Genomic DNA, 22,629 nt, shown 5'->3' on the forward strand with positions numbered 1-22,629 from the left:
ATGCAGCTTGGTGTCATTGCCGATGACTTTACCGGCGCCACGGATATTGCCAGCTTCCTCGTACGCAATGGCATGGCGACGGTGCAGCTAAACGGCGTACCGCCCCACGAACTGCCGCTAACCAGCGAAGCGGTGGTGATCAGCCTGAAAACGCGCTCCTGCCCGGTGGAAACCGCCGTCAGCCAGTCGCTGGCGGCCCTGCGCTGGCTGCAGGCCCGGGGCTGTCAGCAATTTTATTTTAAGTATTGTTCCACTTTCGACAGCACCGCGCAGGGCAACATTGGCCCGGTACTGGATGCTCTACTGGCAGAGCTGGGCGAGACCCGGACGGTGATTTCCCCGGCGCTGCCGGTAAACGGCCGCACGGTCTATCAGGGGTATCTGTTTGTCGACCAGCAGTTACTCAATGAGTCCGGGATGCGCCACCATCCGGTAACGCCGATGGAGGATGCCCACCTGGGCCGCTTAATCGAGCGCCAGGGCGGCGGAAAAGCGGCGCTGATCGCCTGGCCGATTATCGATCAGGGGCCGGAGGCGGTCGCTGCCGCGCTGGCGGCAATCAGCGACCCGGCGGTGCGCTATGTGGTGCTCGACGCCCTCAGTGAACAGCATTTGCTGACCCAGGGGGCGGCGCTGCGGGAGATGAAGCTGGTCTCCGGCGGCTCTGGTCTCGCCATCGGCCTCGCCCGCGACTGGGCGCAGCGCCACGGAACCCAGGGTGAAGGATCCCAGGCGGGCATGCCGCTGCCCGGCCCGGCGGTAGTGCTCTCGGGCTCCTGTTCGCTGATGACCAACAGCCAGGTGGCAGCCTATCGTGAACAGGCTCCCGCCCGCGCCGTCGACTTAAGCGCCTGCTTTACCGATCTGGAGGGCTATGCCGGGACGCTGGCGGCCTGGGTGGACGCAAACCGCGATTCGCCGCTGGCGCCGATGGTCTATGCCACGACTGAGCCGCAAACGCTGCAGCGGATCCAGGCGCAGTATGGCGACAAGGCCAGCAGCGAACGGGTGGAACAGCTGTTCGCCGCCCTCGCCGCCGCGCTGAAGGAGAAAGGATTTACCCGGTTTATTGTGGCCGGAGGGGAAACGTCGAGCATTGTGGCGCAGACGCTGGGGGTCGAGGCGTTCCATATCGGGCCGACGATCTCCCCTGGGGTTCCCTGGGTGCGTGACACCCGCCAGCCGCTCTCCCTGGCGCTGAAGTCAGGTAATTTCGGCGATATCCAGTTCTTTGCCCGTGCCCAGCAGGAGTTTTGTCATGACTGAGCAACAGCTGCGAGATGAGATGGTGCAGATTGGCGCCTCGTTGTTTAACCGCGGTTATGCCACCGGCTCCGCCGGCAATCTGTCGCTCCTGCTGCCGGACGGCAACCTGCTGGCGACGCCGACCGGCTCCTGCCTGGGCGAGCTGCAGGCCCAGCAGTTGTCGGTGGTCACCCTGCAAGGCGAATGGATCGCCGGCGACAAACCGTCGAAAGAGATCGCTTTTCACCGGGCGGTCTATTTGCATAACCCGGCCTGCAAGGCGATCGTCCACTTGCATAGCCACTATCTGACCGCGCTCTCCTGCCTGCAGGGGCTCGATCCGCAGAATTGTATTCGCCCCTTTACTCCCTACGTGGTGATGCGGGTCGGCGACGTCCCGGTGGTTCCCTACTACCGACCGGGCGACGACCGCATTGCCGAGGCGCTGGCCGGCCTGGCGCCGCGCCATAACGCCTTTTTACTGGCCAACCATGGTCCGGTGGTCACCGGCTCATCGCTGCGCGAAGCCACCAATAATACCGAAGAGCTGGAAGAGACCGCGCGGCTGATGTTTACCCTCGGCAATCGCGAGATCCGTTACCTGACCGCTGACGAAGTGGATGAACTGAGATAAAACCATGCCAAAATTCGCTGCAAATTTATCCATGCTGTTTACCGAACTGCCGTTCCTGGACCGCTTTGCCGCCGCCGCCCGCGCCGGTTTCGAAGCCGTGGAGTTTCTGTTCCCCTATGAGTATGCCGCCGGGGAAATTAAACAGCGCCTGCAGGAAAACCAGCTGCAGCTGGTGCTGTTCAATACCCCGCCCGGCGACGTTAACGCCGGGGAATGGGGCCTCGCCGCCCTACCGGGCAGGAGCGCCGAGGCCCGGCGTGATATCGAGCTGGCGCTGGAGTACGCCTGCCAGCTCGATTGTCCGCAGGTGCATATTATGGCCGGCGTGGTGCAGCCGGAAATGGATCGCGCGGCCTGCGAGGCGGAGCTTTTCGATAACCTGCGCTACGCCGCCGAGCGCTTTGCCCGCCACGGCAAGCGGGCGCTTATTGAAGCCCTGAATACGCAGACCAAACCGGGCTATTTCTACCACAGTCAATATCAGACGCTGGAGATAGCGCAGCGGGTCGACCGGCCAAACATCGCCGTGCAGTTAGATCTGTTTCATGCGCAGAAAGTGGACGGCAATTTAAGCCATCTTATTACCGAGTATGCCGGTCAGTACCGCCATATTCAGATAGCCTCCCTGCCCGACCGCCATGAACCGGACGAGGGCGAGATTAATTATTCATGGATCTATGCGTTGCTGGATAACGTCGGCTATGACGGTTGGATCGGCTGCGAATATATCCCCAGGGCGGATACCCTTTCCGGACTGGAATGGTTCTCGCCCTACCGGAAAAAATAAAGCGCGGTTCTAAAAATATAACTCTCTGTACACCTGTCAATACCCGAGGCAAAACTATGTCGACATCGGCGCTGTTACTTATTGCGTTAGCCAGCGTAGTGCTGTTGCTCCTGCTGGTGATCAAAGCGAAAGCGCATCCTTTTGTGGCGCTCCTGATCGTCAGCCTGCTGGTGGCGTTCGCCACCGGCATTCCGGCGGATAAAATCATTACCACCATTGAAAAAGGCATGGGCGGCCTGCTCGGCCACATCGCCAGCATAATTATTTTGGGATCAATGCTGGGGGTGCTTATTGAAATATCCGGCGGCGCCGAATCGCTGGCGAAAACGCTGACCGGCGTGCTGGGTTCTAAACGGACTATTGCCGCCTTAACCATCGTGGCTTTTATTCTCGGCACGCCAGTCTTCTTTGAAGTCGGCTTTATTATCATCATTCCGTTAATTTACGGCTTCAGTAAAGTCGCCCATCTGTCGCCGCTGAAATTTGGCCTGCCGATGGCCGGAGTGATGTTAACCGTCCATGTGGCGTTGCCAACCCACCCTGGCGCGGCGGCGGCGGCAGGTATTCTGCATAGCGATGTCGGCTGGTTGATGCTGGCGGGAATTGGAGTGTCGATCGTCGTGGGTATCGTGGGCTATTTTGTCGCCCGGTCTATCAATCAGCGCCATTATCATCTGTCGATTAACGTGCTGGAACAGCAGCAAACGGCCGAGGTGCCCGACCTCTCCGTCAACGCCCAGCAGACCCGACTGGCGCCGCCGAATGCGCTGGTTATCGGCGGGCTGATCGTGGTGCCCATCGTGCTGATTGTTTCCGGAACGCTGTGTCAGGCCCTGCTGCTGCCGGATAACGCGATTCGCCAGCTGATGACCGTCATTGGCACCCCGCCCGTCGCCCTGCTGATCTCCCTGGGGCTGGCCAGCTGGACGCTGGGCATCCGGCGGGGGATGAACCTGAAAAAGTTGGGAGAAGTCACCGGCAGCGCGATCCCCTCCTCGGCGGACGTGATCCTCGTCGCCGGCGCCGGCGGCGCCTTTGGCGGGGTGCTGGTCGCCTCCGGCATCGGCAATGCCTTAGCCGAGGCGCTGGAGACGATTCATCTGCCGCTGATGCCCGCCGCTTTCCTGCTGTCGCTGGTGCTTCGGGCCTCGCAGGGCTCGGCCACCGTGGCGATCCTCACCACCTCCGGCCTGTTGTCACAGGCGGTGGTCGGGCTGGAGCCGCTGCAGCTGGTGCTGGTGACGCTGGCGACCTGTTTCGGCTCGCTCGGGTTATCGCACGTTAACGACGCCGGGTTCTGGGTGGTCACGCGCTATCTCGGGCTCTCGGTGCCGGACGGACTCAAAACCTGGACCGTACTGACCACCATCATGGGGGTGACGGGCTTCCTGATCACCTGGCTGTTGTGGTTTGTACTGTAATATTTACCTGGGTGGCTCCGGCCACCTTATCGTGTCCCCTTCGCGGGGACTAACGCATTATCGCTGCCCGGCAGCTGGCCCCCCGCTGACAGCGTCACCGGTATAAAATAGCGTACGTGATAGCGCTTCTCCTCTGCCTCTCCTCCTTCCGCATGACGGGTCATGAAGCATTCAATGTCATGCCCATCCCGACGGCTTACCCCCAGCGTTGGCAACCGTTCCAGATAGAGATCGCTGGATAAACGGGCATAGCGTGACCAGCTGCCGTAGAATTCAACCCCCACATACAGCCCCGACCGGGTGGTCAACGCGGAAGACGGCTTTCGCGCCTCGTGACAACCGACAAAGGCGTTAACCTCGACGTTAAGCTCATTTCGACTCGCTGCGGCGTAATCGTAAAGTATGGAAAGCGAACCGCCTCCAGCGGCGAAAAAGCGGTCAACCTTTTGTCTGATAGCCGTCTTGCCGGTACTTTGCAACACCATATCCGACAGGCGCAGTTCATACTTCATCGTGTAGCCATAATAGACTCGCTCCGGCAGGGAACAGATCCGAGCCAAAGGCAGGCTCTTATCATCCGCGGGGAATTTTTTTAACAGTTTTGCCGTGTCCCAGTGCGCCGCGCAGCGGTACTCCCGCGGCGAAAGCGAGAAACGTTTCTTAAACTCCCGGGAGAAGGTCTGCGGCGAATCGTAACTCAACTGCCAGGCTATGGCGGCGATCGGTTGCCGCGTTAAACGCAGACTGACCGCTGCGATGGTCAGCCGCCGCAGGCGAATATACTGCCCGATGGGTAACCGGCCATATTGATAAAACACCTCGTACACAAACCGACGCGAATAGCCCATATACTGCGCCAGGTCATCGATCGCCGGGTTACAGTAGATATTATCCTCCAGCCACGCCAGCATTTTTAAATAGAGCATTTGCTTCATAAGCACCGCATACTTCCTGTAATCTTGTCCTCCGCTAATTTTAGCAACAGATACTGGCTACCACTAAGCTTTTTATGCATCGCAAAAATAAAAAATTATTAAAGTGCTTAAAACGGTATCTAATATAGGCTTATCATTTTGTTTATTAGGAACTTTCGCATACCAACACACCGTTATCTCACTTTTCCTGGCAGATATTGCATTAATGAAAAACATCCCTTAGATTACCCCAGCTAAAAAGGCCTGCGCATCACCATTATATTCTTTAATTTATTCTGACACTTTTTTCATACCCCACAGGGAAGTTATATGACGAATTTTTTGATCAATATAAAAAATCACTATTTGCGAGTCGCTATTGCGGAGCTGGTGGATGAAGCGATGAAGACCTACGGGGGATCAGCCTATCAGTTTTCTGAACAATGGGACCTGGAGTCGATAGCGCAATCTCAGGTGTTCTTCACGGAAATGGTGGCGGGAGAATGGTACCTGTGTCATGACCTGTTTCAGCATGCCCCAGAGCAATACACGCTTTTTATTTTCCAGGACAATGAACAAGCTACCGTCGAAGAGGGCTTACCCAACTGTCTGCGGCAGGCGGTATTTATACCTCCCCATGCTCCCGTTCAGCGTCTTAAAGATGAGATAGTCAGCGCGATTCAGCGCCCCTTATCTCCTCAGCATGACCCGGCCTTCAATCGGCTGCGGCGTTGTATCAATTGCGCCTGCAAGTCGGTCAGCGATGCGCAAACCAAAGTCATTTACGCGTTCAGTATTGGTCTGAGTCCGCATGAAGTTGCCGCGGCGCTAAAAATTAGCCACAAAACCATTCACTCGCATAAAAAGAATATTATGAACAAGTTCAATTTGCACAGCCGCCAGCAATTTAACAACCTCGTAAAACTACTCGCCAGACGTTAATACAATCGTCATTATATTACCTCTGCAGATTATCTTCTGGAACGGAAGACGTAGCGTCTTTTGCGTCTTTCCTGAATATAAGAAAGACCACTCCACAAAGAAATGACAGGACAAAAAATCAAACACAAAATAATAAATAAGTCGCTCATATCAGACCTGAAAAAAGGAATTTAACTTACGTTGATAATATGCATTTGCTTTTAATCAGGCAAGACCAGCATCTCTTTTTGAGAGCGGGCAATATAATGGCAGGATAATTCCTGGTGGCGAATGTTAACCGATAATTTAAGGCGGTGGACCAATACCGCAGGAGGAATGAGCGGCCTGTTTGCCCTTTTTTGCATTGGGAATGAGAAAATGATAGCTAAACCTCAGATTCCCTGTAGAGTGAAGGTAATCACAAAGTGAAGCTCCCGTTCCGCGTAGCGGACATCACGGTTGGTTAAATGTCATAAAAAACAGCCTCCCTTCTCCGAGGGTCTGGCCATACCTCCCTAAATACGCGCTGTGCGGACCATTACGTGCTGCCGCAGCGACCGGAATGATTATGCTAACCACCCTGATATACCGCAGCCAGGTTAATCCTGCCCGCCCGCCCACCGATCTCGACGCTTTAATTCATCGCGCCAGCGGGAAAAACATGCCTCTTGGCATCACCGGTATTCTGCTGTTTAACGGCCTGCAGTTCTTCCAGGTGCTGGAGGGAAGCGAGGAAGATCTTGAGTCGTTATTCCACGAGATACAGAGCGATCCGCGCCATCGCGACGTGGTGGAACTGATGCGCGACTATTCGGCCTACCGTCGTTTTCACGACACCGGGATGCGCCTGCTGGATCTTCGTCTTTTCGAAGCCGACAGCGCGCTGGAGGAGCTCCTGCGCTTTAGCTCGTTTGGGGTCACCGAGCCGGTCAACGACCGGATGTTCCGCCTGATTAGCGCCTTTATCGCCGACGGTGGGCGCTATTGTCTACCCGAGCCGCTGCAGCCTTCTCGCTGGACGATGATGCCTGCCCCGGCCACTGCTACGGCGCGCCACCTGCCCGATCAACCTTGCCAGTTTGCCCTGCAGGCCATCGTCGAGCCGGCCACAAAGCGGGTCTCTTCCTTTGAAGCGCTGATCCGCAGCCCCACCGGCGGATCTCCTGTAGAGATGTTTGCCGCCATCCCGGCGGAGGATCGCTACCGTTTCGACCTTGAGAGCAAAGCGTATGCCTTCTCTCTCGCCGGTCAGTTACCGCTTGGTAAACACCAGCTGGCCATTAACCTGCTGCCCGGTTCGCTGTATAACCACCCTGACGCCGTAGGCTGGCTGATGAACAGCCTGCTGGCGGCCGGCCTCAGACCTGACCAGGTGCTGATAGAGGTTACCGAAACGGAGGTGATCACCTGCTTTGACCAGTTCCGCAAGGTGCTCAAAGCGCTGCGCGTCGCGGGCATGAAGCTGGCCATCGACGACTTTGGCGCGGGTTACTCCGGCCTGTCGTTACTGACCCGCTTTCAGCCCGATAAAATCAAAGTGGATGCAGAGCTGGTGCGCAATATTCATATCAGCGGCGCCAAGCAGGCGATTGTCGCCTCGGTCGTGCGCTGCTGCGAGGATTTGGGCATCACGGTGGTGGCGGAAGGCGTCGAAACCCTGGAAGAGTGGTGCTGGCTGCAGTCGGTGGGCATTCGCCTGTTTCAGGGGTTCCTTTTCTCCCGACCGTGCCTGAACGGCATCGGGGAAATTTGCTGGCCGATAGCGCGTCAGGCCACGGATCTGTAAGGCCGCGGTAGGCGGCAGCGTCACTGCCAGTGGGGGAGCTTTTCGCCCAGCGCCGCCAGGGCGAAGCGCACCGCTTTCGCCACCACTGTCTCGCAGTCACCGGTAAAGCGCAGCCGTTGGGTTTCGATCTGGCCGCGAAAGTTCCAGGCAAACCATACCGTGCCGGCGGGGGTACCATCCTCTCCCCCCTCCGGTCCCGCATAGCCGCTGATGGCGATGGCGATGTCGGCCCCGGCTATCGCCAGCATACCGCTGGACATCTCCATCACGCACGCTTCGCTGACAGCGCTGTGTTCCGCCAGGGTTTCCGCGCGCACCTGCAGCACATTGCGCTTGGCTTCATCGCTGAAGGTGACCACGCCGGTATCATAAAAGGCCGCGGTATCAGCCTGAGCACAGAGCGCTGCCGCCAGATTGCCGCCGGTGCAGGATTCCGCAGTGGTGAGCCGCCAGCCGCGCGCGATAAGCGTCCGGGCCACCTCGGCGGTCAGTTGATGAGTATGTTGTGCGTTTTTATCGATCTCGTCAGCCATTCTGACTCCTCGCCGAATTTGAAAAGTATCACCGCCTCACTGCCCTGTTAACAGGATAGCATAGTGATTTCTCTCGTCGCCTGAAGGCCGTTTACGCCACCCTGAGTGAATAAAATAAAGGCCCGCAGCGCGGGCCTTGAAAGGAACTCCCTCGGCACAGAGGCGGAATCACACTTTGTGTTCGATCACCCGCCCCTGGTTCTCAATGGCAATTTTGCGCGGTTTTTCGCTCTCGGGGATCTCCTGATGGATAGCGATTTTTAAGATCCCGCTCTCCAGCTGCGCCTGATTAATCTGGGCGTGTTCGGGAAGCGAAAAACTAAGCTGGAAATCAGCCCGGCGAATGCCTTTATAAATCCAGCCCTGGCTGTTTCCGGAATGATTTTCGGTTTGCGCGCGTTTACCGGTAATATGCAGATTACCGCCTACGGTCTCTATTTCCAGTTCATCATCTTTCCAGCCAGGCACGCTGACGCTGAGCAGAAAATTACTGTCATCCACTTTCTGTAAATCGTAGGCTGGTAAGGTCCCCACCGGCGTATCGCCCGTTAACTGGCTGAAAAGACGGTCGATACTGTTAAAGCGATCGGCAAAAAGGGAATCAGCAAATACCGGAAGTGCTGACAAGGTTTTGAGTGCCATAATTAACCTCCTGAATATCCATTCAAAAGCTCAACATAAAGGCAAGCATTGCTTGTCCGCTTTATAAAATAATAGCTAAAGCGCGTTTTTCAAGACCTGAAATAAAAAAAATTCTTCGTCAGTCACAGAAAGAAATAACCGGATCAGGTGGCAAAGTGACCCCCGCCAGACGGCGGGGGCTGGGGTGCTTCTGAGTCCCATAACTGATGCTGTTTAACATTCAATAAACAGAAGCGTCATGTATATATTACTTGTTCAAGGGGATGTCAACGCCCGAATCGCCCCCCCTCCCCCGTCGCCCTGCTATAGCGCCACGAGAAACGCGGTTCCCCTGCGGTCGTTTCGCCAACAGCGGCGGCCTCGACATCACTTTGGCCTCGCTGGCGCTAGCCGGAAGACCCTGGCGAAAATTTACGCCGTCAGGGAAGGAACCTTTCACCTCCCTCCGTGCCTAATAACCTGCATACGCACTTTCTGAGGCATCACTATGACCGGCATTTTTATCTCCACCACCCTGTTCGCCCTCTTCGCGTCGATGTTGATCGGTCTGGGGATGGTATGGAAAGGCATCTCCAACAACCCGGATAACTAATCCTTTTTGGACGCCGTTGCCAGTCACCTGAGGCAGCGGCGTGATAGCGCCCTCTACCGACATCCGGTCAGGACCACTTCTGCTTCCGCTCAGGCATTATTGACAAGAGTATGCCCTTGCCGAACCGTTTTTGAACAAATAATTCATGCAATAAATACATCACTTGAATTAATACATTCCAATCCAGAATTAATGTTTGTTATATGTACAATTTAAGCAGTTTGTGCCAAATCACCGGCTACAACAGGGCAAAGCCCAAAATCAACACATTGATTTATATGCTTTTTAAAGTCTTTTCCAGATAAAGTCTCAAAAATGGATTTATTGATTTTATTAGCTATTAGAAATATCCTAATCCCATATACTGTAAATGCTCTCCCCCTTAAAAATATTAATATTTTGACAATCGGCATTACTATGACTAATATTTTCATTAATACTGAAAACATATTTCTTAATCGAGGTGTTTGTGAACTTCTTATCGAGGTCGCAAAGGAAGAAAACATCTGTACACCTTTTTCCATTTTGCAATACTCACCAGATACTCTCGGTCAGATAGATATGCTGTTTACGGAAATGACGACCGGTGAACATTACCTATGCCACCCGGTTTTCAAAAAAATCCCCGAACAAACGTCTATTTTTATTTTCGTTCCCACCGATAGTGCTGTGCAAGTTGATCGGATACCGTATTGTCTACGTGATGCTACTTTTATTAGTATCAACACCGGATTGCACCGTATAAAAAATCAGATTGCGAAACATCTCATGGAGTCAACAGCGTCAATTGATGGTCGCCAGGTAAAAGACAGCAGACGCTGTGTAAAATGCCCTCGATTAACATTGACCAAATCACAACTTTATATTATCGATGCGATCAGAACGGGAATGAATAATCAGCAGATAGCGCAAGAACTGGGTATCAGCCATAAAACGGTCTTTTCCCATAAAATCAATATCATGAAAAAATTCCAAATAGCCACCAAACAAGAGTTAACGAAATTCTCATCCGTTGCTCTTGCGCTGTCCTCAGGAAGGATCGGTTAACGTCGAGTTTTGTTAAATCGCATCTTCATTTTTCTTCGATCTTTAACATAGGAGAGACCAAAAATTAATGATGTCAATAATAACACTACCGCCAGGGATAATAATAGCCAGTTACTCATAAACAACCTTGTCAAAGTAAAAGATGATTTTTAAATAATAAGGGGTAAAAGTTTTCGAACACAACTAAACGCCAACCATTTCAGACAAAGGTAAAGCCACATACGATAATTCTGAAAAGCAATAAAAGAGAAGAAGCCTTCTCTCTAGCCCCGGTTATTAGGGTAATAAAGATTAATCGTAAAGAGAAAAAGTCAGGTACCACACCGAACGGTTATTGCAGAGTCGTCTGGCAAGACGCTGGCCTGAAATGGTAGCCTCTCCCTGTGGAATGATTGTGGTTTTTGGCAAGGCGTCCCCTTTTTTCCGCTGTTCTATACTTTTAGTCAGACATCTGGCTGGAGGTGGCGATGTGCGGACGTTTTGCGCAAGCACAGACGCGGGAAGCATACCTGGCGTTTCTCGCAGAAGAGGCCGAACGCGATATCCCCTGGGACCCGGAGCCCATTGGGCGGTATAACGTCGCGCCCGGGACAAAAGTGTTACTCCTGAGTGAAAGGAATGAGCAACTCCACCTCGATCCCGTTCACTGGGGCTATGCGCCGGGATGGTGGGATAAATCACCGCTGATTAATGCCCGGGTTGAAACCGCTGCCACCAGCAGGATGTTCAAACCGCTGTGGCAGCACGGGCGGGCGATCTGCTTCGCCGATGGCTGGTTTGAATGGAAAAAGGTCGGAGACAAAAAGCAGCCCTACTTCATCCAGCGGAAGGAAGGCCAGCCGATATTTATGGCCGCTATTGGCAGCACCCCCTTCGAACGCGGGGACAGCGCTGAAGGATTTTTGCTGGTGACCGCTGCCGCCGATCGCGGTCTTGTCGATATACATGACCGCCGGCCGCTGGTCCTGACGCCGGAAGCCGCCCGGGAATGGATGAGGCAGGATCTCACCGGCGCGGATGCGGCGGAGATTGCCAGGGACGGAAGCGTCTCCGCCGACGATTTCACCTGGCACGCGGTATCGCGGGCGGTCGGCAATGTGAACAATCAGGGGCCAGCGTTAATTGAGCCAGTAGAATGAGCGCATAACTCTGTGCCGATCCCCCGCCAGATTCGCCGGCTGCGGTGCGATCCAGCCTTGCCAATAAGCCCCCGCGAGTTAGCCCGACTGGCTTAACCACTCGCTTAAGGTCAACGAATAAAGCAGACTCGGCGGCGCATTTTCTATATCGGCAATCTCGTTGATGAACCTCAAGCCTGCTTTCTCGAGCACTTTTCGCGAAGCCAGGTGATTCGCCCTCACCACCGCTGAAATCTCCGTGAGTTTGATCGCCTCGAAGCCATATCTTACCGCCGAGGTCGCGAGGTCGGTGGCCAGCCCTTTTCCCCATGCCTCAGTTGCGAATCGATAGCCAAGATTGTTGAGGATGACATCGTTATAGCGGCGAATACTTAAGCCGCCAAAGCCAATGATTTTTTCCGGGGCATCACGCGCCGATATGGCCCAGTTGCCAAACCCGCGATCGTGCCAGTGGGCAAGCCAGCGCTGGAGAACCGTACTGGCATAGTCAATATCCGGGTAGGGTCCTGCGGGGTTAAAGGTATTGGTCGCCGGATCGCCATAAATTCGGTAAAGATCGGCGACATCTTCAGCCATGACAGGGCGAAGACGCAGGCGATGAGTCTCAATATGCAAACGTATCTCCTTGACGAGTGAGGTGGCCCGCGACGCTTCGCGAACCCTCCCTGCCGTTGTGAATGCCTGGTACTCGTTCAAGCGGACCTGAGAAGCGCGATTAAACAGATACTTCCGGCAATAAAAATAGGATATGGTAATCCGGAAACGGGATCCCTTTTTATCGGCGCCACGCATATCGTTACCGAGTGAACACAGGACTGTAAATGATCGATGACATCCGCTACCTGATAGTCTTTGCCAAAATTGTCGAGAGCGGTTCTGTTTCAGGCGGCGCCGCGGCGTTAGGGTTGTCGACCGCAACAGCAAGCGCACATTTATCCAGGCTTGAGAAAAACCTTAACAGCGCTTTGCTCTACAGAAATACCCGAAAGCTTTCTCTAACACAAGATGGCGAAAGTGTGCTGGAGACCGCCAGGTCAATGCTCGAGCTTTATGAAAAAGGCGTCATTGAGTTTAAGCAACGTTCAGTATCCACAGCCGGTAAGCTGCGTATTTCCATACCTGCCGTTTTTTTAAACAGCCCATTCACTCACCATCTTGCAAATTTCATTAAAGAGAACGCGGATATTGCTCTGAGCATTTCTTATAGTGACCTGCGCGAGGACATTATTGCCGACAGTATTGATGTCGCCTTTCGCATTGGCGAGCTCCCCGATAGCGCTCTCAAGGCACGGCACCTGTTTGTTCTGCCGCGAAAGCTGGTGGCAGCAAAGGGCTTTCTCCTGCGCTATCCTCCCGTTGATCATCCCGCTATGCTTGAATCAATGCCGTGGATTGGGCTGACGATGAGGGAGAATGTGCGCGAGTTCAGACATCGCAACGGCGAACAGGCGATAATAAAGTATACACCCGGCGTGTATGTCGATAGTGTTGAGGCCGCCTATGCCCTTGCCAGACAACAAATTGGCCTGGCCGCTCCACCGCGTTTTCTCTGCGAAGAGGATATCCGCCGCGGCGACATGCAGGAACTACTTCCTGACTGGTCATTAGCCCCGCTAAAAGTGTATGCCCTATGGCCTGGCAATATTTCAGTTAGCGGCGCGGCCTATAAACTGATTAATTATATCTATAATGCCGTTGAACATCAGCCGCTATGAATAGGTAATAGACTGCGAATACAGTATGTAACCCGCAGTCATGCACAATAATCCGCCCATCACCAGATTAAACAGGCGGATCTGTGCTCTGCTTTTGAGAATCGCTGACATTTTATCACCGAATATCGCCCAGGCCGCCAGGGACAGATAGCAGACAAAAAAGTAGATGATAATAAATAGCGATATACTCAGGCGCGACGAGGGTTCAGAAAACAAGGCGACGCCAGAGGCACAGGCAGCCCAGGCTTTAGGATTGAGCCATTGCATTAAAAAACCCTGCGCAAACCCCGGCGCCTGTGCTTTTTTCAGTGACCATTCCGGATGTGAAGTGGCAATTTTATAGCCCTGAAACAAGATAAATAACGAACCAACGATATTCAGATAGCTAAAAAACCGGGGGTGCGTTGCGATGGCCGCGTAGAGTCCAAAACTAATAAAAACCAGTAACAATGTAAAACCAATAGTGGCGCCCGAGACGAAAGAAAATGTTTTTCTGAATCCATGCGCAGCGCCGGAAGAGATAATAACCATATTAACCGGACCTGGCGAAAATGACAGGGCCAGCGCAAACATAAGCATAGTAAGGATCAAAACCATTTATTTATCCGTTTTCCAGGGAGAGATATCGTGGCAGGTGGTTTTATTACCACCTGCATGACGTTATTGAAAGACTACCTCGATATCGCAACGGGATTAAGTGGCTTTTATCTAAATGTGTATTTGATTATTTTCGCGCTATTTCTTCTGACCGGCGCCTGGCGCAATCCCCTGCGATCAAAGCATGGCCAGTGAAAAGCGCCTGATAAGGAAAACACCCAATCGATCGCTTCTCACCGCCCGATGGCCTATGCGCTCAACCCGCGATTTTTCAGCATCGGCTCAATCTTTGGATCGTGTCCGCGCCACTGGCGATACAGTTCAGCTAAATCAGCGCTATTGCCGCGAGATAAAATCGCCTCGCGGAAGCGCTGACCGTTCTCACGGGTCAAACCGCCCTGCTCCACGAACCACTGATAGCCGTCGTCGGCCAGCATCTGGGTCCACAGATAGGCGTAATAGCCTGCCGCATAGCCGCCGCCGAAGATATGGGAGAAGTAGCTGCTGCGATAGCGCGGGGGAACGGCCGCCAGATCGAGGTGTTCTTCCCGGAGTACCCTCTGCTCAAATGCATCCACCTCGTCCGGAAACGCGGTGGTCGACAGCGTGTGCCAGCGCATATCGAGCAGCGCAGCAGCCAGCAGCTCGCTCATGTCGTACCCTTTATTGAAGGTTGCCGCACGCAACATATTGTCGCGCAGCGCCTCCGGCATCGGCTCTCCGGAGCGATAGTGCTTCGCATAGTGGGTGAATACCTGCGGATGGCTGGCCCAGTGTTCGAAGATTTGCGACGGAAACTCGACAAAATCCCGCGGGGTATTGGTCCCGGAGAGGCTGGCATAGCGCTGGCTGGCGAACAGTCCGTGCAGGGCGTGGCCAAACTCATGGAACAGGGTGATCACCTCATCCCATGACAACAGCGCGCTCTGTCCGCTCTGCGGCCGGCTATAATTGCAGACGTTATAGATAACCGGGCGCTGCTCCCGCAGGGTCGACTGTTCGACAAACACGTCCATCCAGGCGCCGCCGCTCTTTGAATCGCGCGCGAAATAATCACCGTAAAACAGCGCCATCCCTTCGCCATTGTGGTCGAAAATCTCCCAAACCCGCACATCCGGGTGGTACACCGGGATGTCAAAGCGTTCCACGAAGCGGAGCCCAAAGAGCTGCGATGCCGTCCAGAAGACGCCGTCCTGCAGCACGCGCTCGAGGGCAAAATAGGGTTTGAGCTGTGCGTCATCAATGGCATAGGCAGCCCGCCGCACCTGCTCGCTGTAGTAAAGCCAGTCCCATGCCTGCGCGCGAAACTCCCCGCCTTCGTTGTCGATCACCTGCTGGATGTCCGCCAGCTCACGTTCCGCCCTCGCCCGCGCCGCCGGCGCAATCTGGCGCATAAAGCCCAATGCCTCCGCCGGAGAAGCCGCCATTTGATCGGTCAGCGCCCAGCTGGCGTAGTTTGCCGCCCCCAGCAGTTCCGCTTGCTGCGCGCGGATCGCCGCCAGCCGCAGCACCAGACTACGGGTATCATGCTCATCGCCCTGCTGATTGCGCGTCCAGCCGGCGGCGAAGAGATTCTCCCGCGTTTGCCGGTCGCGCAGCGCAAGCAGCTGCGGCTGCTGGGTGGTGTTGGTCAGCGTCAGCAGCCAGCGATCGCCGAGCCCTTTTTCCCGCGCCGCGTCGGCCGCTGCCGCTATCTCCTCATCGGTCAGGCCATCCAGTTGATGCCGGTCATCGACCACCAGGCCGCCGCTTTTCGCCGCCCCCAGCAGCCGCTGCTGGAACTGACTTTGCAAAGTGGCCGCTTCGGTATTCAGGGCGCGCAGCACCGCCTTCTGCGCCGGGGCCAGCGTTGCCCCGGCGTGAACAAAGCGTTGCCATGTCAGGGTCAGAAGACGCCGGGATTCGCCGTCAAGCGAGAGCGTCTCGCGCTGCTCGTAGACGCTGTTCACCCGCTGGAATAAAGCCTCGTTGAGCCAGATGTCATTCCCCAGCCCGGCGAGCTCGGCGGAAAATTGTTCATCCAGTGATTGCAGATAAGGGTTGGTATGAGCGCTGGCCATGGCGAAAAAGACCCGCGTCACCCGCGCCAGCAGCTGTCCGCTCTGCTCCAGCGCCTCGAGCGTGTTGGCGAAACTGGCCGGCTGCGGATTGTCGATAATGGCGCGGATCTCCTCGCGCTGCTGCCGGACGCCCTCATCAAACGCCGGCCGATAGTGACTGTCTTCAATCAGATCAAACCGCGGCGCCTGGTAAGGCAACAGACTGACGCTAAAAAAGGGGTTTTGTTCGGACATCTTTCTCTCCTGTACAGGCTTATCCTGTAAGATTAGGCTTCTCCTTAAGGGGTCGCAATGATTTCGGTTACCGGTCGCCGCCTGTGCGTGCTATGGTATGAAAACACAAAAAGCGTTGAGGAACAGTAAGATGATTATCATGGTCACCGGCGCCACTGCCGGTTTTGGTGAAAGTATTACTCGCCGTTTTGTCGCTAACGGTCATAAAGTGATTGCGACCGGACGTCGCGAAGAGCGCCTGAAGACGCTGAAAGACGAGCTGGGCGATAATCTTTATATCGCGCAACTGGACGTTCGCAACCGCGCCGCTATTGAGACGCTGATTGCCGATTTGCCCGCAGAGTGGCAGGCAATCGATGTGCTGGTGAACAACGCGGGTCTGGCGCTCGGTCTGGAGCCGGCGCACCGCGCCAGCGTGGAAGACTGGGAAGATATGATCGACACCAATAATAAAGGGCTGGTGTACATGACCCGCGCCGTCCTGCCGGGCATGGTGGCGCGCAATCGCGGCCACATCATCAACATCGGCTCCACGGCAGGCTGCTGGCCTTACGCCGGCGGTAACGTCTATGGGGCGACCAAAGCCTTCGTCCGTCAGTTCAGCCTCAATCTTCGCACCGACCTGCACGGCACCGCGGTGCGCGTCACCGACATCGAGCCGGGCCTGGTGGGCGGCACCGAGTTCTCGAACGTCCGCTTTAAAGGCGATGACGCCAAAGCCGGTAAAACCTACGAGAACACCGAAGCCCTGACGCCGGAAGATGTGACCGAGGCGGTCTGGTGGGTGGCCACCCTGCCGAAACACGTCAACATCAACACCCTGGAGATGATGCCGGTGAGCCAGAGCTTTGCCGGACTCAGCGTTCACCGCCAGGGCTAACCATCAGCCACCCGGCCTGCTGGCCGGGTATGGGCGGAACCGCAAAAAACGCGTAAAATAGTGCGCATAACCCCATAAAAAGTAACCATCAATGGCCGCAGAATCGCAACTGAATCCGACGCAACCCGTCAATCAGCAAATTTATCGCATCCTCCGCCGGGATATCGTTCACTGCCTGATCCCGCCTGGCACGCCGCTGTCGGAGAAAGAAGTCTCCGTGCGTTTTGCGGTATCTCGTCAGCCGGTGCGCGAGGCCTTTATTAAGCTGGCGGAGAATGGACTTATCCAGATCCGTCCCCAGCGCGGCAGCTACGTCAACAAAATTTCCCTGTCTCAGGTGCGCAATGGTTGCTTTGTCCGCCAGGCGATTGAATGCGCGGTGGTCCGCCGTGCCGCTGGCATGATTAACGATGAGCAAGTCTATCAGCTGGAGCAGAATCTTCATCAGCAGCGTATTGCCGTCGACCGTCAGCAGTTAAACGACTTTTTCCTGCTTGATGATGAATTTCACCAGAAGTTGTCAGTTATTGCCGATTGTCAGCTGGCCTGGGATACGGTGGAAAACATCAAAGCCGCTATTGACCGCGTGCGCTACATGAGCCTCGACCATGTCTCCTCCCCGGAGATGCTGCTGCGCCAGCATCATGAAATTTTCACCGCGCTGGAAAAACGCGACGCCGAGGCGGTCGAGAAAGCCATGAGTATTCATTTGCATGAAATCAGCGAATCCGTGCTGTTGATCCGCCAGGAGAATCGCGACTGGTTTAGCGAAGAGTAAGGATCAGACGGCTGCGAAATAAGGCAGACGCAGCCGTCGTAATGGAAAGGATTATCTGACCACCAGCACCGGCGTTTTGGCGTAGCGCAAAATGGATTCGGCGTTGGAGCCCAGCAGATGGGTGGAGATCCCCGGTTTGCGGGAGCCAATCACTATCACATCGAACGCTTCGTTGTTACTGATAGCCAGAATTTCATCGCGCACGTTACCAAAGACGACCCGGGTATGGATCCGCGACATCGGTATGTCGAACAGTCGCGCCACCTCGCGCATCTTTTTCTCCGACTCTTCCTGCATATAGGCTTCGAATTTACGAATATCCGCCGTAAACCCGCGTAATAACGAACGGCTGCTGTTCGGCAGAACGTTGAGCAAGGTGATTTCGCCATTTTCCGCCGACGCGAGAAATTCCGCGTGACGCACTGCCTTATCGCTTAAATCCATTTCAAAAACATCAACAGGCAATAAAATCTTTTTATACATGGCCCGCACTCCTTTTCCAGAGAAAGTGATTTTTCAATAACTTAACTATGCCATTTTTGCGGTGAATGACCAGCCTTTATTCGGAAAAATAACAGCTAATTATCTTTAGTAAATCAGGGAAATATAGAATTATGTAAGGACATTGCGTTCGATCATATTTTTAGTCTGCTAAAAGCGATCGACAGCAAAAAAAGAAATATCGGCGGAACCGTGCGGAAACAGCAGAAGAGCCAGTGTCGATCCCATGACCGACACCGGGAATAAACGATTATTGCGCCTCAGCCCATGCGGCAACGGTGGCTTTGGCCCCCTGACGCTGCAGCGCAACATAGGCGCGGGTCACCGCCGAAACGAACCGCGCTTCCTGCGGCAGCTCACGGCCGAAGATGGCCTCAATGCCCAACAGCGCTTTGACGCGCGCTTCGCCATCGGCGCTGGCGGCTACCGCCTCCTTGATCACCGGCAGCAGCGGATCGCAAATTTCGATCGCCTGACCGGCGTCGTCAACACCGCCGACATAGCGCATCCAGCCCGCCACGCCCAGCGCCAGCAGCGTGAAGTCATGCTGGTGCGCCAGGTGCCAGCGTACCGAGTCCAGCATGCGCTGCGGCAGCTTCTGGCTACCGTCCATGGCAATCTGCCAGGTACGGTGTTTGAGCGCCGGATTGCAGTAGCGGTCAATCAGCAGACTGGCATAGTGTGACAGATCCACCCCCTGCACTTTTAAGGTCGGAGCCTGCTCGTCCAGCATCAGCGCCAGCGCCGCGCGGCGGTAGTTGTCATCCTGCATACAGTCGTTGATATGCTGATAACCGGCCAGATAGCCGAGATAGGCGAGGAACGAATGGCTGCCGTTGAGCATCCTAAGCTTCATCTCTTCGAAAGGCACCACATCGGCGACCAGCTCCGCCCCCGCTTTCTCCCACTGTGGACGTCCGGCGACAAAGTTATCCTCAATCACCCACTGGCGGAAAGGCTCACAGGCCACGCCAGCCGGGTCGCGCACGCCGGTCAGCTGTTCAATTTTATCGAGGGTTTCCGCCGTCACCGCCGGGACAATACGGTCCACCATGGTCGACGGAAAGGTGACATTCTGTTCTATCCATGCGGCGAGGTCCGCGTCCAGCGCCCGGGCGTAGGCGCAAACGACGTTGCGCATCACATGACCGTTTTCCGGCATGTTATCGCAGGACATCACGGTAAAGGCCGACAGCCCTGCCTCCCGGCGACGCGCTAAGGCCGCCACCACCACGCCCACTGCCGATTTCGGCTGGCGCGGGTTAGCAAGATCGGCGGCGATCAGCGGGTGATCGAGCTGCAGTTCGCCACTGGCTGGCGAATGGCAATAGCCTTTTTCGGTAATGGTCAGGGAGACAATGGCCACCTGTGGCTCACACATCGTCGAAAGCACGGCCTCGAGACCATCAACCTGGGCGTGCAGCGCCTGCTTCACCACCCCGACCACGCGCGCGGTCCACGCGTCGGCGGACATTTCTGCCACGGTGTACAGCAGATCCTGCTGCCGGAGATCGGCGATCTGCTGCTCGCCGCCAATCAGATTGACTTCAGTGTAGCCCCAGTCGCTGCCGTGCTCGCTGGCCAGTATATCGGCGTAGACCGCCTGATGGGCGCGGTGGAACGCGCCAAAACCCAGATGGACGATACGGGGGACCAGCGCGCGGCGATCGTAGTCCGGCTGTATGGCGTTAGCGGTTAAGAGGGTGTTTTCCATGATGACTCTCGTTGTTATGTGGCTCATCAACCATTCTCTGGGAGAACTCTCGAGGAGAATGCCTTTGTGCCTCAACCATCTCACGCAATTGGTATAACATCTTTGATTTCTGTCAACTACCATACAAGAAGCTTTTAGCGGGTTGTGGTCGCTGGCGAGCGATCACAAAATCTCTGGGATGGCAGGAGAAAATCCGCCGCGAAGCGGTAAGAGAAGATGAAGCATGGCGCAGGCCGTGCCTCCCTGCGGGCCTGTGGCTTCCTGGTTGGTTAATCGATGCGGGTTTTGACGATAAAGAAGTAGCACAGCGCCCCGGCGAAGGTCACCCCGGCGGCGATCACCAGCGCCAGATTGAAAGAATGGGTGGTATCCACGACCCAGCCGGTGACTATCGGCGCGAAGGAGGCAAACACAAAGCTGCCAAAGTTCTGGATCGCCGCCACCGACGCCACTTTATGCTCCGCCACCAGCACCTGTACCAATCCCCAGGCCGAGGTGCCAGCGAAATGGACGCAGAACAGCGCCATAGAGATAAATGCCACCGCCTGGGTCGGCGTGGACGATTGCACCACCAGCAGCGTTCCCAGCGCCGACAGCACCAGACCGGCAACGATCGCCGTTTTGCGGGTTTTCGCCAGATCGTAGCCTCTGCGCGCCAGGGCGTCGACCACCAGACCATTGACCCACATCCCCACCGCCGCGGCGAGGAACGGGATCGCCGCCACCCAGCCGGTGCGCGCCAGGCTTAACCCCTGCTGAGCCTGCAAATAGCCGGGCAGCCAGGCGATATACAGCCAGCCGGTATAGTTCACCCCGGAGAAGCCGAGGATCATCCCCCAGGTAGTACGCCGTTTAAACAGCGCCAGCCATTCGCTCAGTTTCAGCGCCGGCCGGGCCGCCTCCTCGCTGGCCAGATAGCGTTGCTCCTCTTCCTGGAGAGTGAATTGCCGCCGGTTACGGTATCCCACATACCAGCACAGGCCGACCAGAATTCCGGCCAAACCAATCACCACAAACATTGTCCGCCAGCCCCAGGCCAGCTGCATGATGACCAGGGCCGGCGGGGCAATGGCTTGCCCCAGCACCGTCGAGGAGTTAAATATCCCCACCGCCGTGCCGCGCTCTCTTTGCGCATACCAGTCGTTGATCGATTTCACCCCGGCGGGCATAAACGGCGCTTCACCGATCCCGAGGCCAATGCGCAGCAGAATAAAATGCGAGAATGAATTGACCATCCCGGTCAGGGCCTGCATCGCAGACCAGAATATCAGCCCGGCGCCCAGCACAACCCGCGGTCCGAGGCGATCCAGCAAAATGCCCGAGGGCAGTTGCGCGAAGCCATAGGAGAGCGAAAAAGCGGAGAGCAGCACCCCGAACTCGGTGGCGCTCAGACCCAGATCGGCGCGTATCGCCTCCCCGGCGACGCTCAGGGAAGAGCGGTCAAGAAAGTTAACGATCCCGGCGATAAACAGCAGCGTCAGGGTGATCTTCTGCACCCGACGGATGCGCAGCGGCGTCGCGCCCGCCTGTGGGGCAAATGTCTCAATAGCCATCGTGATTCCTTACAGAGTCATAACCCAATATGATGTCTGATAAGTAAGGCAACAGGTCGACTACCATACAAGAATTAGGGTTTAAAAAAGTGGCAGGGATCACACAAGACGGGCTTACGCTCGTCCCCAGCCGGCCACGATGATCAGCATGCCGCACAGGGCGATGGCCGCGCCCGCCCAGTCATAATGGGTTAATTTGACCCCATCAACGACCCGCAGCCAGAGCAATGCGGTACAAACGTAGACGCCACCGTAGGCGGCATATACCCGCCCGCTGGCGGTCGGATGGAGCGTCAGGAGCCAGACAAACAGCCCCAGCGCCAGGCCGGCGGGGATCAGCAGCAGCGGCGTGGCCCCGCGCTTTAACCATAGCCACGGCAGATAGCAGCCGACGATTTCACACAGGGCGGTGGCAAAGAACAGCAGCGTTGTTTTGAGCATTAAAAGATTCGTAAAAGAGACAAAGCGTTGAACTATTCTACGCGATAATAGCCCTTTCCCTACGCTGTTTCGTCGGCTATGCCCGGCAAAAGAGCTGTAGTAAACTGAACCTGAGGGTTAACCCATCACTTAAAGGAAATCGTGATGAACATGACACTGAACAAACGCTGGTGCCTGACCGCCATTCTGGCGTTAAGCGCCGTCGTCTATACCTCCAGCTCGTTCGCGGCCACCGACCGGCTGGTGATTGAGTCCGGCGACAGCGCGCAAAGCCGTCAGCAGGCGTCGATGGAAAAAGAGCAATGGAACGACACCCGCAGCCTGCGCCAGAAGGTGAACAAACGGGCGGAAAAAGAGTGGGACAAAACCGATGTCGCCTTTGACGCGCAGGATAACTGCCAGAAGAGCGCCAACGTCAATGCCTACTGGGAACCAAACACCCTGCGCTGCCTTGACCGCCGCACCGGCCGGGCGATCAATCCCTGAGCACGCTGG

General features: G+C 55.6%; 27 protein-coding genes. 14 read left to right on the plus strand and 13 right to left on the minus strand.

The features are described 5' to 3' along the window. From otnK to ACOI7D_RS19010, 4 genes are read left to right on the plus strand one after another with little or no spacing between them, the layout of a single operon-like run. The gene (otnK, locus tag ACOI7D_RS18995; RefSeq protein WP_109547377.1) at positions 1 to 1,266 is read left to right on the plus strand and encodes a 3-oxo-tetronate kinase; all 1,266 of its coding nucleotides are present in this window, start codon (positions 1 to 3) and stop codon (positions 1,264 to 1,266) included. Next, positions 1,259 to 1,879, plus strand: coding sequence for an aldolase (locus ACOI7D_RS19000; RefSeq protein WP_109547378.1), 621 nt, complete (start codon positions 1,259 to 1,261; stop codon positions 1,877 to 1,879). The genes otnK and ACOI7D_RS19000 overlap by 8 nt, the downstream gene beginning before the upstream one ends. 4 nt (positions 1,880 to 1,883) lie before the next feature. Next, positions 1,884 to 2,666: an HPr family phosphocarrier protein gene (locus ACOI7D_RS19005; RefSeq protein WP_109547379.1), complete on the plus strand. Its 783-nt coding sequence runs from the start codon at positions 1,884 to 1,886 to the stop codon at positions 2,664 to 2,666. A 56-nt stretch (positions 2,667 to 2,722) separates the two neighbouring features. Beyond that, a complete protein-coding gene (locus ACOI7D_RS19010) occupies positions 2,723 to 4,087 on the plus strand; it encodes a GntP family transporter (protein ID WP_023289599.1) in 1,365 nt (454 codons plus the stop codon). A 26-nt stretch (positions 4,088 to 4,113) separates the two neighbouring features. On the opposite strand, the gene ACOI7D_RS19015 is transcribed toward ACOI7D_RS19010, so the two are convergent. Beyond that, positions 4,114 to 5,022 (minus strand): helix-turn-helix domain-containing protein, encoded by a 909-nt coding sequence (locus ACOI7D_RS19015; protein WP_109547380.1) that lies wholly within the window; start codon positions 5,020 to 5,022, stop codon positions 4,114 to 4,116. A gap of 309 nt (positions 5,023 to 5,331) precedes the next feature. On the opposite strand from ACOI7D_RS19015, the gene kbvR reads away from it, so the two are divergent. Next, positions 5,332 to 5,943, plus strand: a complete 612-nt coding sequence (kbvR, locus tag ACOI7D_RS19020; RefSeq protein ID WP_048297462.1) for a LuxR family transcriptional regulator KbvR — start codon at positions 5,332 to 5,334, stop codon at positions 5,941 to 5,943. Between the two features lie 29 nt (positions 5,944 to 5,972). Here kbvR and ACOI7D_RS19025 read toward each other — a convergent pair whose 3' ends face one another. Beyond that, positions 5,973 to 6,092 (minus strand): small membrane protein, encoded by a 120-nt coding sequence (locus ACOI7D_RS19025; protein ID WP_137910593.1) that lies wholly within the window; start codon positions 6,090 to 6,092, stop codon positions 5,973 to 5,975. 398 nt (positions 6,093 to 6,490) lie between these two features. On the opposite strand from ACOI7D_RS19025, the gene ACOI7D_RS19030 reads away from it, so the two are divergent. Further along, on the plus strand, positions 6,491 to 7,708 hold the full coding sequence (locus ACOI7D_RS19030; protein WP_044522842.1) for a diguanylate phosphodiesterase: 1,218 nt from the start codon (positions 6,491 to 6,493) through the stop codon (positions 7,706 to 7,708). 20 nt (positions 7,709 to 7,728) lie between these two features. Here ACOI7D_RS19030 and ACOI7D_RS19035 read toward each other — a convergent pair whose 3' ends face one another. The 3 genes from ACOI7D_RS19035 to ACOI7D_RS19045 form a co-directional block, all read right to left on the minus strand. After that, a complete protein-coding gene (locus ACOI7D_RS19035) occupies positions 7,729 to 8,241 on the minus strand; it encodes a 2-oxo-tetronate isomerase (RefSeq protein ID WP_109547382.1) in 513 nt (170 codons plus the stop codon). 168 nt (positions 8,242 to 8,409) lie between these two features. Next, positions 8,410 to 8,883, minus strand: a complete 474-nt coding sequence (locus tag ACOI7D_RS19040; protein ID WP_109547383.1) for an Hsp20 family protein — start codon at positions 8,881 to 8,883, stop codon at positions 8,410 to 8,412. A gap of 435 nt (positions 8,884 to 9,318) precedes the next feature. Then, the gene (locus ACOI7D_RS19045) at positions 9,319 to 9,420 is read right to left on the minus strand and encodes a hypothetical protein (RefSeq protein ID WP_224222711.1); all 102 of its coding nucleotides are present in this window, start codon (positions 9,418 to 9,420) and stop codon (positions 9,319 to 9,321) included. Here ACOI7D_RS19045 and ACOI7D_RS19050 point away from each other — a divergent pair. Beyond that, the gene (locus ACOI7D_RS19050) at positions 9,380 to 9,475 is read left to right on the plus strand and encodes a YnaM/YnfT family protein (RefSeq protein ID WP_272482055.1); all 96 of its coding nucleotides are present in this window, start codon (positions 9,380 to 9,382) and stop codon (positions 9,473 to 9,475) included. The two genes, ACOI7D_RS19045 and ACOI7D_RS19050, sit on opposite strands and share 41 nt — an antisense overlap. 411 nt (positions 9,476 to 9,886) lie before the next feature. Next, the gene (locus ACOI7D_RS19055) at positions 9,887 to 10,522 is read left to right on the plus strand and encodes a helix-turn-helix transcriptional regulator (protein ID WP_074186650.1); all 636 of its coding nucleotides are present in this window, start codon (positions 9,887 to 9,889) and stop codon (positions 10,520 to 10,522) included. Here ACOI7D_RS19055 and ACOI7D_RS19060 read toward each other — a convergent pair. After that, complete coding sequence (locus ACOI7D_RS19060) at positions 10,519 to 10,641, minus strand: small membrane protein (RefSeq protein WP_044522836.1); 123 nt, start codon at positions 10,639 to 10,641, stop codon at positions 10,519 to 10,521. The two genes, ACOI7D_RS19055 and ACOI7D_RS19060, sit on opposite strands and share 4 nt — an antisense overlap. A gap of 348 nt (positions 10,642 to 10,989) precedes the next feature. Here ACOI7D_RS19060 and ACOI7D_RS19065 point away from each other — a divergent pair, with 348 nt between their 5' ends. Next, positions 10,990 to 11,661 carry an SOS response-associated peptidase gene (locus tag ACOI7D_RS19065; protein ID WP_109547384.1) on the plus strand — a complete coding sequence of 224 codons (672 nt, stop codon included), beginning with the start codon at positions 10,990 to 10,992 and terminating at the stop codon, positions 11,659 to 11,661. A gap of 78 nt (positions 11,662 to 11,739) precedes the next feature. Here ACOI7D_RS19065 and ACOI7D_RS19070 read toward each other — a convergent pair whose 3' ends face one another. Continuing rightward, positions 11,740 to 12,276 (minus strand): GNAT family N-acetyltransferase, encoded by a 537-nt coding sequence (locus ACOI7D_RS19070; protein ID WP_044522830.1) that lies wholly within the window; start codon positions 12,274 to 12,276, stop codon positions 11,740 to 11,742. Between the two features lie 206 nt (positions 12,277 to 12,482). Here ACOI7D_RS19070 and ACOI7D_RS19075 point away from each other — a divergent pair, with 206 nt between their 5' ends. Next, a complete protein-coding gene (locus tag ACOI7D_RS19075; RefSeq protein ID WP_109547385.1) occupies positions 12,483 to 13,376 on the plus strand; it encodes a LysR family transcriptional regulator in 894 nt (297 codons plus the stop codon). On the opposite strand, the gene ACOI7D_RS19080 is transcribed toward ACOI7D_RS19075, so the two are convergent. Continuing rightward, entirely contained in the window at positions 13,371 to 13,973 is a 603-nt protein-coding gene (locus ACOI7D_RS19080; RefSeq protein ID WP_109547386.1) for a LysE family translocator, read from the minus strand. The genes ACOI7D_RS19075 and ACOI7D_RS19080 overlap by 6 nt on opposite strands. Before the next feature lie 30 nt (positions 13,974 to 14,003). Between ACOI7D_RS19080 and ACOI7D_RS19085 the strand changes: the two genes are divergently transcribed. Then, a complete protein-coding gene (locus ACOI7D_RS19085; protein WP_158238024.1) occupies positions 14,004 to 14,168 on the plus strand; it encodes a hypothetical protein in 165 nt (54 codons plus the stop codon). Between the two features lie 53 nt (positions 14,169 to 14,221). Here ACOI7D_RS19085 and dcp read toward each other — a convergent pair whose 3' ends face one another. After that, complete coding sequence (gene dcp / locus ACOI7D_RS19090) at positions 14,222 to 16,267, minus strand: peptidyl-dipeptidase Dcp (RefSeq protein ID WP_065812488.1); 2,046 nt, start codon at positions 16,265 to 16,267, stop codon at positions 14,222 to 14,224. Positions 16,268 to 16,397: 130 nt separating this feature from the next. On the opposite strand from dcp, the gene ydfG reads away from it, so the two are divergent. Together ydfG and ACOI7D_RS19100 are read left to right on the plus strand one after the other, a co-directional pair. Beyond that, the gene (gene ydfG, locus ACOI7D_RS19095) at positions 16,398 to 17,147 is read left to right on the plus strand and encodes a bifunctional NADP-dependent 3-hydroxy acid dehydrogenase/3-hydroxypropionate dehydrogenase YdfG (protein ID WP_023289559.1); all 750 of its coding nucleotides are present in this window, start codon (positions 16,398 to 16,400) and stop codon (positions 17,145 to 17,147) included. A 91-nt stretch (positions 17,148 to 17,238) separates the two neighbouring features. Then, positions 17,239 to 17,925 (plus strand): GntR family transcriptional regulator, encoded by a 687-nt coding sequence (locus ACOI7D_RS19100; protein WP_004206025.1) that lies wholly within the window; start codon positions 17,239 to 17,241, stop codon positions 17,923 to 17,925. A gap of 51 nt (positions 17,926 to 17,976) precedes the next feature. Here the strand turns inward: ACOI7D_RS19100 and ACOI7D_RS19105 are convergent, their stop codons facing one another. From ACOI7D_RS19105 to ACOI7D_RS19120, 4 genes are all read right to left on the minus strand, one after another. Continuing rightward, positions 17,977 to 18,408, minus strand: a complete 432-nt coding sequence (locus ACOI7D_RS19105) for a universal stress protein (protein ID WP_048334875.1) — start codon at positions 18,406 to 18,408, stop codon at positions 17,977 to 17,979. A 268-nt stretch (positions 18,409 to 18,676) separates the two neighbouring features. Next, on the minus strand, positions 18,677 to 20,140 hold the full coding sequence (locus ACOI7D_RS19110; RefSeq protein WP_064154662.1) for a mannitol dehydrogenase family protein: 1,464 nt from the start codon (positions 20,138 to 20,140) through the stop codon (positions 18,677 to 18,679). 269 nt (positions 20,141 to 20,409) lie between these two features. Continuing rightward, positions 20,410 to 21,693 (minus strand): MFS transporter, encoded by a 1,284-nt coding sequence (locus tag ACOI7D_RS19115; protein ID WP_023289556.1) that lies wholly within the window; start codon positions 21,691 to 21,693, stop codon positions 20,410 to 20,412. Positions 21,694 to 21,807: 114 nt separating this feature from the next. Then, positions 21,808 to 22,170, minus strand: a complete 363-nt coding sequence (locus ACOI7D_RS19120) for a YnfA family protein (protein ID WP_072140454.1) — start codon at positions 22,168 to 22,170, stop codon at positions 21,808 to 21,810. A gap of 108 nt (positions 22,171 to 22,278) precedes the next feature. Between ACOI7D_RS19120 and ACOI7D_RS19125 the strand changes: the two genes are divergently transcribed. Continuing rightward, a complete protein-coding gene (locus ACOI7D_RS19125) occupies positions 22,279 to 22,620 on the plus strand; it encodes a DUF1283 family protein (RefSeq protein ID WP_004206035.1) in 342 nt (113 codons plus the stop codon). Positions 22,621 to 22,629 lie beyond the last annotated feature (9 nt).

The sequence above is a fragment of the Klebsiella sp. C360 genome, assembly GCF_048822415.1.
In the GTDB taxonomy this organism is placed as follows: Bacteria; Pseudomonadota; Gammaproteobacteria; order Enterobacterales; family Enterobacteriaceae; genus Klebsiella; species Klebsiella quasipneumoniae.